Annotated in this window: 10 protein-coding genes and 1 other RNA gene; 9 read left to right on the forward strand and 2 right to left on the reverse strand. The window is 70.3% G+C overall.

Features of this window, described 5'->3' with window-relative positions; genetic code table 11:
- On the reverse strand, positions 1-1,010 hold a 1,010-nt coding region (locus I8N67_RS15645; protein ID WP_200303712.1), incomplete at its 3' end, for an FHA domain-containing protein.
- 551 nt (positions 1,011-1,561) lie between these two features.
- Between I8N67_RS15645 and I8N67_RS15650 the strand changes: the two genes are divergently transcribed.
- The 4 genes from I8N67_RS15650 to I8N67_RS15665 all read left to right on the forward strand — a co-directional run bounded on the left by I8N67_RS15650 (position 1,562) and on the right by I8N67_RS15665 (position 7,154).
- Positions 1,562-3,295 carry a serine/threonine-protein kinase gene (locus tag I8N67_RS15650; RefSeq protein WP_200303713.1) on the forward strand — a complete coding sequence of 578 codons (1,734 nt, stop codon included), beginning with the start codon at positions 1,562-1,564 and terminating at the stop codon, positions 3,293-3,295.
- A 147-nt stretch (positions 3,296-3,442) separates the two neighbouring features.
- Positions 3,443-4,681, forward strand: coding sequence for a serine/threonine-protein kinase (locus I8N67_RS15655; RefSeq protein WP_200303714.1), 1,239 nt, complete (start codon positions 3,443-3,445; stop codon positions 4,679-4,681).
- Positions 4,682-4,904: 223 nt separating this feature from the next.
- Positions 4,905-6,011 carry a peptide chain release factor 2 gene (prfB, locus tag I8N67_RS15660; protein ID WP_200303715.1) on the forward strand — a complete coding sequence of 369 codons (1,107 nt, stop codon included), beginning with the start codon at positions 4,905-4,907 and terminating at the stop codon, positions 6,009-6,011.
- Between the two features lie 318 nt (positions 6,012-6,329).
- Positions 6,330-7,154, forward strand: coding sequence for a hypothetical protein (locus I8N67_RS15665; protein WP_200303716.1), 825 nt, complete (start codon positions 6,330-6,332; stop codon positions 7,152-7,154).
- A 99-nt stretch (positions 7,155-7,253) separates the two neighbouring features.
- Here the strand turns inward: I8N67_RS15665 and I8N67_RS15670 are convergent, their stop codons facing one another.
- Positions 7,254-7,445, reverse strand: a complete 192-nt coding sequence (locus I8N67_RS15670) for a hypothetical protein (RefSeq protein WP_200303717.1) — start codon at positions 7,443-7,445, stop codon at positions 7,254-7,256.
- Positions 7,446-7,687: 242 nt separating this feature from the next.
- Between I8N67_RS15670 and ftsE the strand changes: the two genes are divergently transcribed.
- The 5 genes from ftsE to ssrA all read left to right on the forward strand — a co-directional run bounded on the left by ftsE (position 7,688) and on the right by ssrA (position 11,706).
- Entirely contained in the window at positions 7,688-8,377 is a 690-nt protein-coding gene (gene ftsE, locus I8N67_RS15675) for a cell division ATP-binding protein FtsE (protein ID WP_200303718.1), read from the forward strand.
- A gap of 34 nt (positions 8,378-8,411) precedes the next feature.
- Positions 8,412-9,329, forward strand: a complete 918-nt coding sequence (gene ftsX / locus I8N67_RS15680; RefSeq protein ID WP_200303719.1) for a permease-like cell division protein FtsX — start codon at positions 8,412-8,414, stop codon at positions 9,327-9,329.
- Between the two features lie 67 nt (positions 9,330-9,396).
- Positions 9,397-10,581, forward strand: coding sequence for a S41 family peptidase (locus I8N67_RS15685; RefSeq protein ID WP_200303720.1), 1,185 nt, complete (start codon positions 9,397-9,399; stop codon positions 10,579-10,581).
- A gap of 81 nt (positions 10,582-10,662) precedes the next feature.
- Complete coding sequence (gene smpB, locus I8N67_RS15690) at positions 10,663-11,202, forward strand: SsrA-binding protein SmpB (protein WP_234045778.1); 540 nt, start codon at positions 10,663-10,665, stop codon at positions 11,200-11,202.
- Positions 11,203-11,319: 117 nt separating this feature from the next.
- Positions 11,320-11,706: a transfer-messenger RNA gene (ssrA, locus tag I8N67_RS15695) on the forward strand.
- Positions 11,707-11,773: the final 67 nt, after the last annotated feature.

Consider the following 11,773-nt stretch of genomic DNA (forward strand, 5'->3'; position numbering starts at 1 on the left):
CCGGGGCCACCGGGGCCACCGGGGCCACCGGGTTCATGGGCCACACGGGAATCGCGGCCGTCACCGCCGAAATCGCGGCTGTCGCCGCCGAAGCCATGAGCCTCCGCGCCTCCCGCACCCGCCGCGCCCGTCGCACCCGGCGAGCCCGCGCCCGCGTCCTCGTGCATGGCACCCCGGCTCGCGCCGGGCCCGGCCCCGGACTCCGCACCCCCTGCCGCCCGCTCGATCCCCGGCGCCCCGCCCTGCCCCGGCACCGTCCGCCGATCCGCATGGCTGTGCGCCGGCTCCTCCGCTCCGGGCCCCGCCCCCGCTTCCGTACGGGAATCCGTCCTGGCCGTGACCCGGACATGCCCCTCGCCGTCGGGCGTCGTCGCGGCCCCCCGTGCCCCCGAGGAGGAGGTCAGGCGGAGGGCGGACTCGCCGATGCGGAGCAGGGCGCCCGGGGCGAGCCGCACCGGGCGATCGCCCACGCGGGTGCCGTCGAGGGTGGTGCCGTTGGTGGAGCCGAGGTCGACGACCGAGACGCGGCCGTCGGCGGAGAGGGTGACCGCGCAGTGGAGGCGGGAGACGTCGGGGTCGTCGAGGGGGACGTCGGCGTCGGCCGAGCGGCCGATGTGGATCTTGCCGCCGTGCAGCAGATGGACGCCGCCGGCGTCGGGCCCGGCCACGACATGCAGCTGGGCGGCGGCCTCGTCGACCTCGGGGCCGGGCTCGGCGGGGGCGCCGAGGCAGAGCACGGCGCCGTCGATCAGGGGCGGCTCGCCCAGGGTGCAGCGCTGGGCGTCGAGGCGCTCGGCACCGGCGTACAGCACGACCTGGCCGCCGCCGGTGTCCCGGCCGCGCTCCGGCCGCTCGGCTCCGCCCTCGCCGACGGCGGAGGCGAGGCCCGAGGCCACGGCGGAGAGAGCCGTCCCGGCGGGCGCCGTGACCAGCACGTCGCAGGCCGTGGCACGTCCTCGCGGCTCCGAGGACGGTCCCAGCGGGTCTACGACGGTCAGCCGGATCTGCATCGCCGTCAGGGGTCCCTTCCGCGCGGGCACCCGCGACGACGAGGACGAGACTGCGCGGTCCCCACCGCAGACTTCCCCCACCGCTCACGGGCACGTCGGCCAGTACTGGAGGCATCCTCGCACCTGCCACTGACAACACGCCCGCCGCCCACCGTCAAGTGATCTTGATTGGTCGGCTCTGCCCCCAAAAGTGCCTGACCAGTGCTCGCCAATTGATCACTTGAGATCGGTCACGTCCGTATCGCGTCCGCATTCGGGATCGCTCACGTCCGGATCCGGAACCGCGTACGTCCGTATGCGGCAACCAACCGCCCGTCGGGGAGCGTCTTTCCATCGAACGCGTATGGGTATCCGAGGGGTGTCCGTACGTACTCACGTACACGGACACCGGACAGACAGCGCACAGCGAGCCGGAGCGGGACACGGCGAGCGGGCGGGAACACGGCAGGAAGACGACAGCCCGGTACCGCGGACGCCCGCATTACAGTGGGTCGGAACGTCCCCAGGACCGAGGGCGTGGCCAGGCAAGCAAGCAGCAGGGAGCGCATGACGTGCGGCCGGTAGGGAGCAAGTACCTCCTTGAGGAGCCGATTGGACGCGGCGCCACAGGCACTGTCTGGCGTGCCCGCCAGCGGGAGACCGCGGGGTCCGAGGCGGCGGTGCCGGGCCACCCCGGCGAGACCGTGGCGATCAAGGTGCTCAAAGAAGAGCTCGCCAACGACGCGGACATCGTGATGCGGTTCCTGCGGGAGCGGTCCGTGCTGCTCCGGCTGATCCACCCGAACATCGTGCGGGTACGGGACCTCGTGGTCGAGGGCGATCTGCTGGCCCTGGTCATGGACCTGATCGAGGGCCCCGACCTGCACCGGTACCTGCGCGAGAACGGCCCGTTCACGCCGGTCGGCGCGGCCCTGCTCACCGCCCAGATCGCCGACGCGCTCGCCGTCAGCCACGCCGACGGCGTCGTCCACCGCGACCTGAAGCCCGCCAACGTCCTGCTCAAGCAGGACGGCGGCCAGATGCACCCGATGCTGACCGACTTCGGCATCGCCCGCCTCGCCGACTCCCCGGGCCTGACCCGGACCAGCGAGTTCGTGGGCACACCCGCGTACGTCGCCCCGGAGTCCGCCGAGGGCCAGCCGCAGACCTCCGCCGTCGACATCTACGGCGCCGGCATCCTGATGTACGAACTGGTCACCGGGCGCCCGCCGTTCGCCGGCCAGTCCGCGCTCGAAGTGCTGCACCAGCACCTCAGCGCCGAGCCGCGCCGCCCCTCCACCGTCCCCGACCCGCTGTGGACGGTCATCGAGCGCTGCCTGCGCAAGAACCCCCGGGAACGGCCCAGCGCCGTCAACCTCGCCCGCGCGCTCCGCATCGTCGCCGAGGGCGTCGGCGTGCACGCGAACTCCATGCAGATCGCCGCCGCCGAGGGCGTGGGCCACATCCTCGCCCCCGACCCGGCCCCCGCGCAGGTGCCGGGCGCCGCCGATCCGTTCGGCTCCGCCGACCCGACGCAGGTGCTGCCGCACGGCGCCGGCGCGTACGACCCGAACGCCGCGACCAGCGTGCTCCCGCACACCTCCGGCCCGGCGGGCGCCTCCGACCCCACCTCCGTGCTCCCGCACACCTCCGGCGCCGACCCGACCTCCGTCATGCCGCCGGTGCCGTCGCACGACCCCGGTGGCCGGCCGCCCGAGCAGCCGCACCCCTGGCAGAACCAGCTCCGCGCCGCCCGCGACCGCAACGAGCAGACCCAGGTCCAGTACCTCGACCCCAACGAGGACCCGCTGCGGCGCCGCCCCCAGCGGCAGGCCGGCCGGCCCCAGCAACAGCCCCCGCAGCCGCCCCGCCGACAGCAGGGCCAGCCGCAGGCCGGCGGCCCCGGCTACGGCCACCCGCAGCAGCAACAGCCGTACGCCCCCGCCCCGCAGCAGCCCCAGCGTCAACAGCCGCCACGTCAACAGCCCCAGCGGTACGCTCCCGCGCCGCAGCCCCAGCAGCCCGCCCCGCGGCCCCAGCGCGAGCCCCGGCCGCCCCGCGAGCCGCGTCAGCGCAGCGCCAACCCGATGAAGATCCCGGGCCTCGGCTGCCTCAAGGGCTGCCTCTTCATGATCGTCCTGCTGTTCGTCGGCGGCTGGCTGATCTGGGAGTTCACCGGCCTCCAGGAGTGGATCGGCACCGGTAAGGGCTGGTGGGACCAGCTGACCGACTGGTTCAGCGAGGCCAGTAAGTGGGTCGGTGACCTGGGGAACGACTCCGGGACGGGGTCCGGTCCGGGGCAGTGAGGGAGGGGCCTCACGCCCCCGGCCTCGCATCTCGTCGTCGGGGTTGGAGATTTGTCGATATCTGAGGGGTGATTTCCGCCTCGGCGGTGAAGGTTGGCTCTTCGGGCGCGTAGCTTTGTCGCCAACACGCGGCCTGTAGGAGCAGTCTTGGGACGGAAGATCGGAAGCCGGTACACCGCGAACCAGATTCTGGGGCGGGGCAGCGCCGGCACGGTGTGGCTGGGTGAGGGCCCGGAAGGTCCCGTCGCCATCAAGCTGCTGCGCGAGGACCTCTCGTCCGACCAGGAACTCGTCAGCCGTTTCGTCCAGGAGCGCACGGCGCTGCTGGGGCTCGACCACCCGAACGTCGTCTCCGTACGCGACCTGGTCGTCGACGGCAACGACCTCGCCCTCGTCATGGACCTCGTCCGGGGCACCGACCTGCGCACCCGCCTCGACCGGGAGCGCCGCATGGCCCCCGAGGCGGCGGTCGCCATAGTGGCCGACATCGCGGACGGCCTGGCGGCGGCGCACGCGGCCGGGGTCGTGCACCGGGACGTGAAGCCGGAGAACGTCCTCCTCGACATGCAGGGCCCCCTCGGCCCCGGCGGCGCGCACCCCGCGCTGCTCACGGACTTCGGCGTCGCGAAGCTGATCGACTCCCCGCGCCGCACCCGCGCGACGAAGATCATCGGTACGCCGGACTATCTCGCCCCCGAGATCGTCGAGGGCCTGCCGCCCCGTGCGGCCGTGGACATCTACGCCCTCGCGACCGTGCTCTACGAGCTGCTGGCGGGCTTCACGCCGTTCGGCGGCGGGCACCCCGGGGCCGTGCTGCGCCGCCATGTCACCGAGACGGTCGTGCCCCTGCCGGGCATCCCCGAGGAGCTGTGGCAGCTGCTCGTGCAGTGCCTCGCCAAGGCGCCGGCCTCGCGGTTGCGGGCGTCCGAGCTGGGTGCGCGGCTGCGGGAACAGTTGCCGTTGCTGGTGGGGATGCCCCCGCTGGATGTCGACGAGCCGGGCACGGAGTCCGGGGACGGGTACGAGGAGGCTCCCGCCGAGGCGGAGGCGCCTAGGGAGCGGGTGCGGCGGGGGGCGGTGCCGCTGGTGCCTGGCGCCAAGCCGGACTCCAACCGGGACACCCATACGTCGATGCGGGTGCCGGGGCCGGATGAGCTGGCGGGGGGTGCGCGGGGGACCGCGCGGGTGCCTCGCGCCGCGGGGGCGCCTCGACCCGGGTCCGCGCGGAATCGGGTGAGTGCGGCTCGGCGGCGCCGGATCACGTTGAGCGCGGCGGCGGTGGCCCTTGTCGCCGCGGTGGGGGTGGGCACGTGGGCGGCCACCTCCGGTGACGATGACGGCGGAGCTCCGTCCGACACGAAGAATTCAGCACCGGGCACACCCTGACGGCTTTCCTTCGCCCCGCGGTCGAGCCCGGGGGCTCAGGTGCGTCGGCGGGTGCGGCTGCGTCGTGGATGCTCGCGCAGTTCCCCGCGCCCCTGAAAAGCAGGGGCTGCGCCCCGTGCTTTTCGCCTCTGGGGGCGCGGGGAACTGCGCGACCAGCCCCACGCACCCGCAGACGGCAACCGGGGTCGAAGGGGGCGCTCGGCGGAGCCGTTACGCTGGGGGGGTGGCAGTCGTCGATGTATCCGAAGAGCTGAAGTCCCTCTCCTCGACCATGGAGTCGATCGAGGCCGTTTTGGACCTCGACAAGCTGAGGGCAGACGTCGCCGTGCTCGAGGAGCAGGCGGCGGCGCCGTCCCTGTGGGACAACCCGGACGAGGCGCAGAAGATCACCAGCAAGCTCTCCCACCTCCAGGCGGAGGTCAGGAAGGCGGAGGCGCTGCGTGGTCGTATCGACGACCTCGGCGTCCTCTTCGAGATGGCCGAGGAGGAGGACGACCCGGACACCCGCGCCGAGGCCGAGACGGAGATGGCCTCCGTCAAGAAGGCGCTGGACGAGATGGAGGTCCGGACCCTGCTCAGCGGGGAGTACGACTCCCGTGAGGCCCTCGTCAACATCCGCGCCGAGGCCGGCGGCGTCGACGCCGCCGACTTCGCCGAGAAGCTTCAGCGGATGTACCTGCGCTGGGCGGAGCAGAAGGGCTACAAGACCGAGATCTACGAGACGTCGTACGCGGAAGAGGCCGGCATCAAGTCGACCACCTTCGCCGTGCAGATCCCGTACGCCTACGGTCAGCTCTCCGTCGAGCAGGGCACGCACCGGCTCGTGCGGATCTCGCCCTTCGACAACCAGGGGCGCCGCCAGACCTCGTTCGCCGGTGTCGAGATCCTGCCCGTCGTCGAGCAGACCGACCACATCGAGATCGACGAGTCCGAGCTGCGCGTCGACGTGTACCGGTCGTCCGGACCCGGTGGCCAGGGCGTCAACACCACCGACTCCGCGGTGCGCCTCACCCACCTCCCCACCGGCATCGTCGTCTCCTGCCAGAACGAGCGGTCGCAGATCCAGAACAAGGCGAGCGCCATGAACGTCCTCCAGGCCAAGCTCCTCGAGCGACGCCGTCAGGAGGAGCAGGCCGCGATGGACGCGCTCAAGGGCGACGGCGGCAACTCCTGGGGCAACCAGATGCGTTCGTACGTCCTGCACCCGTACCAGATGGTCAAGGACCTCCGCACCGACTACGAAGTCGGTAACCCCGAGGCCGTGTTCAATGGCGAGATCGACGGCTTCCTCGAGGCCGGAATTCGCTGGCGCAAGCAGCAGGAGAAGTAGCGGCCCCAGGACCGTTTTCACGCTTTGTCGACAAGGCAACTGCCCTCCAACGGAGGGCGGTTGCCTTTTGTGCGTGGGGATGTCTGGGTTTTACGTCACACTCACATGTTGTTCTCGCGGTCAAATGCGGTGAACGGGACATCGCGTACGCAACGACCTTGACGTTGCTGCGAAAACTGGGAAGGCTGGCGCGTGGCATGCGCATTACTGGGGCGCATGTGGACCGGGGGACTTTCGACCCAACCGACTGCCCCCGTTGATCGCAGCCCTAGGCGCTGCTCCATTTACTGATGATGAGCTACTGGGGGTAGCAACCATATGACGAAGAAGACGCGGATCCGTGTGGCGCGTATAGCCGCGGGTGCCGTGATCGCCGCCGGCGCGTCGCTGACCGCCGCGGGCGCCGCTTCCGCGCTGGACCTCGGTGTCGGCATCGGTGTCAGCACCGATGACGGCGCTTCCGCAGAGGTCGGTGTCTCGGTCAACACGGGCGACGCCGACGGCGGCACCATTGTCGGTGCGACCACCGCCGGTGGTGCCACCACCGGTGACCAGTCGACCAGCACGACCGGTGACCAGTCGACCAGCACCACGGGCGACCAGTCCACGAGCACGACCGGTGACCAGTCCACGAGCACCACGGGCGACCAGTCGACCAGCACCACGGGCGACCAGTCCACGAGCACCACGGGCGACCAGTCGACCAGCACCACGGGCGACCAGTCGACCAGCACGACCGGTGACCAGAGCACCAGCACGACCGGTGACCAGTCCACGAGCACCACGGGCGACCAGTCCACGAGCACGACCGGTGACCAGTCGACCAGCACCACGGGCGACCAGTCCACCAGCACCACCGGTGACCAGTCCACCAGCACCAGCAGCAGCTCCTCCAGCGGTGACACCACCGGTGCCACCGACCCTGACGGCGGCAACGACGAGGTCGTCCAGGAGGAGGGCTCCTCGGAGCTGACCGACACCGGTTCGGAGACCGAGGCCCAGGGCGCCGGCAGCGGCGAGCTGGCCGAGACCGGAGCCGCTGAGACCACGTTCCTGCTGGTCGGCGCCGCCACGATGATCGCGGGCGGTATCGGCTTCCGACTGCTGCCGCGCCTGATGGCGGGCCGCGGCGCCACTGCCTGACCCCAGGGTCGGTCGTATCGCGCATGTGCATGGAGAAGGCCCGGGGCAGCCAGCCCCGGGCCTTCTCGTCGTCGTACGCCCTATGCCGTCGTACGCCCTCTATGCCGTCTGGTGCGCCAGCAGCGCCAGCGCCGCTATCAGGATCACCAGGAGGGCGATCAGGGTCATGGGGCTCAGGTTCGCGAAGGGGTTCTCCTGCTGGAGCCGCTCGCGGCTGGCCCGGCACACATGGCAGCGGCCCTCGGCGACGGGAGACGCGCAGTTCGCGCACACCAACCGGTCGTACGTCATGCGCCTCGCCCTCCTAGCAGTGGCCTCACACATACCTCAACGCTTCGTGGTACCGGACCGTTCCTCTACTCCACTGTGCCAGGTTCCTCCGGAGGTTGCGCGGGGGCCTGCGAAAGGGGTGGGTGCCGCTGTGGGGCGGCCGCGGGTCGGTGGGGGCCGGTCGCGCAGTTCCCCGCGCCCCTTCGCAGGGCCGGGGGCGGTACAGTCACCGTCATCCATTCCCGACGGCTTGTGGTGTATCCGTGATCCGATTCGACAACGTGTCCAAGGTCTACCCCAAGCAGACCCGCCCCGCACTCAGGGATGTGTCCCTGGAGGTCGAGAAGGGCGAGTTCGTGTTCCTCGTGGGGTCCTCCGGCTCCGGAAAGTCCACCTTCCTGCGGCTGGTCCTGCGGGAGGAGCGGTGCAGCCAGGGGCAGGTGCACGTCCTGGGCAAGGATCTCGCGCGCCTGTCCAACTGGAAGGTGCCGCAGATGCGCCGCCAGCTCGGGACGGTGTTCCAGGACTTCCGGCTGCTGCCCAACAAGACGGTCGCCGAGAACGTCGCCTTCGCGCAGGAGGTCATCGGCAAGTCGCGCGGGGAGATCCGCAAGTCGGTGCCGCAGGTGCTGGACCTCGTCGGCCTCGGCGGCAAGGAGGAGCGGATGCCGGGCGAGCTGTCCGGTGGTGAGCAGCAGCGCGTGGCCATCGCGCGGGCCTTCGTGAACCGGCCCAGACTCCTCATCGCGGACGAGCCCACCGGCAACCTCGACCCGCAGACCTCCGTCGGCATCATGAAGCTGCTCGACCGGATCAACCGGACGGGCACCACCGTGGTGATGGCGACCCACGACCAGAACATCGTGGACCAGATGCGCAAGCGCGTCATCGAGCTGGAGAAGGGCCGCCTCGTCCGCGACCAGGCGCGCGGCGTCTACGGCTACCAGCACTGACTGCCCCAGTTCACGAAAGGCCTGTCGAGACGCCATGCGCGCCCAGTTCGTCCTGTCGGAGATCGGTGTCGGTCTCCGCCGCAACCTCACGATGACCTTCGCGGTCATCGTCTCCGTCGCCCTCTCCCTCGCCCTGTTCGGCGGCTCGCTGCTGATGAGCGACCAGGTCAGCCAGATGAAGGGCTACTGGTACGAGAAGGTCAACGTGTCGATCTTCCTCTGCAACAAGAGCGACGCGGAGTCCGACCCCAACTGCGCCAAGGGCGCGGTCACGACCGAGCAGAAGAACCAGATCAAGTCCGACCTGAACAAGATGTCGGTCGTCGACGACGTCGCGTACGAGTCGCAGGACGAGGCGTACAAGCACTACAAGGAGCAGTTCGGCGACTCCCCGCTGGCCAGCAGCCTCACCCCGGACCAGATGCAGGAGTCGTACCGCATCAAGCTGAAGGACCCGGAGAAGTACCAGGTCATCGCGAGCGCCTTCAACGGGCGTGACGGGGTGCAGTCGGTGCAGGACCAGAAGGGCATCCTGGACAGCCTCTTCCGGCTTCTCGGCTATCTGAACTGGGCGGCGCGCGGTGTGATGGCCGTCATGCTGATCGTGGCGCTGCTGCTGATCGTCAACACGGTGCGTGTCTCGGCGTTCAGCCGCCGGCGTGAGACCGGGATCATGCGGCTGGTCGGCGCGTCCGGCTTCTACATCCAGGCGCCGTTCATCATGGAGGCCGCGGTCGCCGGGATCATCGGCGGCACGATCGCCTGTGCCTTCCTGATCCTGGGGCAGTACTTCGTGATCGACAACGGGGTGTCACTCTCCACGAACCTGCCGCTCATCAATTTCGTCGGCTGGGACGCGGTCCTCACCAAGCTGCCGCTCATCCTCGCGGCGAGTTTCCTGATGCCCGCCCTGGCCGCGTTCTTCACGTTGCGCAAGTACCTGAAGGTGTGACGCACGCCAATGGGGCCGTACCGGCAAGGGCCGGTGCGGCCCTTCGCGTTGTCCTAGACTCGCCGACATGTCAGGCCGCGACCTGTTCTCCAAGCCCCGCCGCATCCGCCGCGGGGCCACCCTGACATTGGTCTTCGCGAGCGTGCTCGCCACGGGCGCGGCGACCGGCTCCTTCGAGGACCCGTACCGCAAGGCGGCCACCGCGGACACCTCCCGCCCCATCCCGGCCGGCAAGGAGCAGGACGTCGCCGACGCCGCCGCCGAGGCCATGGCCGAGGGGAAGTCCCCCGTCGAGGCCGCCGAGCGTGCCGTCAGCCGCAGCGGCGACCGGTGGGGCGCGGTCTACTCCGAGGGCGAGTACGAGCAGTTCGAGGAGGCCCTCGACGGCGAGTACACCGGCGTCGGGCTGTGGGCCCGGCTGGAGCGCGACGGCCGTATCGCGGTGACCCGGGTACAGGACGGCTCGCCCGCGGCCGGCGCCGGGATCCGCGCGGGCGACCGGCTCGTCGGCGTCGACGGCGAGAAGGTCGACGGCCGCCCGGTCACCGAGGTCGTCTCCTTACTCCGCGGCGACGCGATCGACAGCGCCGAGTCGGACGACAGCGCGGCCGCCGGTACGAAGGTGTCGCTGGAGTTGCGGCGCGGTGCCCGGACCTGGCACGAGACCCTGCGCCGGGCCCGCCTCTCCACCGAGGACGTGACCGTCAGCCGTACCGCCCACGGCGTCGACGTCATCAAGGTCGACGCGTTCACCAAGGGCTCCGGCGATCTCGTACGGGCCGCCGTCGAGCAGGCCGGTGAGGCGTCCGGCTTCGTCCTCGATCTGCGGGGGAACTCCGGCGGCCTGGTCACCGAAGCCGTCACCGCCGCCTCCGCCTTCCTCGACGGCGGTCTCGTCGCCACCTACGACGTCAACGGCGAGCAGCAGGCCCTGCACGCCGACCCCGGCGGCGACACGGCCAGACCCCTGGTCGCGCTCGTCGACGGCGGCACGATGAGCGCGGCCGAGCTGGTCACCGGGGCCCTCCAGGACCGGGGCCGCGCGGTGGTCGTGGGGGGCCGCACCTTCGGCAAGGGCTCGGTGCAGATGCCGAGCCGCCTCCCCGACGGCTCCGTCGCCGAACTGACCGTCGGCCACTACCGCACCCCCTCCGGCCGCGGCGTCGACGGCCGTGGCATCACCCCCGACCTCGAAGCGGACGAGGACGCCCTCCAGCGGGCCGAGACGGTACTGAGCGGGCTCGGGCAGTGAGCCCCCCGACCCGCCCCCGTTAATCGGCTTCCCGCGGACCCCCTCCGTAGTGCGAAAATGGACGGCACTATGAGCAAGGGAATGTACGTACCGAAGGAGTCCCAGCCCAAGCAGGGCGGGACGGCCGCTCAGCGGGATGGCGAGAAGGGCGGCAAGCGCAAGATCGTCGCCCAGAACAAGAAGGCCCGGCACGACTACGCGATCGTCGACACCTACGAGGCCGGGATCGTGCTCACCGGCACCGAGGTCAAGTCGCTGCGCGAGGGCCGGACCTCGCTGACCGACGGCTTCGTCCAGATCGACGGGGGTGAGGCGTGGCTGCACAACGCCCACATCCCGGAGTATCACCAGGGCAGCTGGACCAACCACTCCGCGCGCCGCAAGCGCAAGCTGCTCCTGCACCGCGAGGAGATCGACAAGCTGGAGTCCAAGACCCAGGAGACGGGCCATACGATCGTGCCGCTCGCCCTGTACTTCAAGGACGGCCGGGCAAAGGCCGAGATCGCGCTCGCGCGCGGCAAGAAGGAGTACGACAAGCGCCAGACGCTGCGCGAGCAGCAGGACCGGCGGGAGTCGGACCGGGCGATCGCGGCGGCGAAGCGGAAGCAGCGCGGCGAGTAGCGCGGCGAGTAGCGGCGGGGAATACGGTGGCATCGTCCGGCGTCGGTCACGTACGATGGCACTGCACCTCGAGAGCGGGTGCGACCGCCGTCGTGAGACGGTTTGAAAAATCAACATGGGGATGATCGGTTTCGACAGCGGCTGTTGAAGCAGGGGAAGCGTGTCGAGGAAGCGGCAATGATCTCGTTAACCATATGTCGCAACCAATAATCGCCAATTCCAAGAGCGATTCCCGCGCCTTCGCCCTCGCTGCCTAATAAGCAGTGAGCGAAGGCCCTAACGGGTGTCAGCCCGGGAGTGTTCCCGACCCGGACCCTGGCATAATCTAGGGGACTAAACCATCTGGCCCGGTCACGGGGTCGGATGGGAAATCAAACAGTGACTGGGCCCGTCGGCGACTTGTTCGCGTGATCGCCGGGGCCGAGAAAATCACAGCGAACTGCACACGGAGAAGCCCTGATTTTGCACCGTTGGACGCGGGTTCGATTCCCGCCATCTCCACAATTCCCATGTTATGTATGCGAGCAGGGGCTCGGCAGTCGATGCGACTGCCGGGCCCCTTTTCGTTGTG

Source organism: Streptomyces adelaidensis (genome assembly GCF_016598475.1).
GTDB lineage: Bacteria > Actinomycetota > Actinomycetes > Streptomycetales > Streptomycetaceae > Streptomyces > Streptomyces adelaidensis.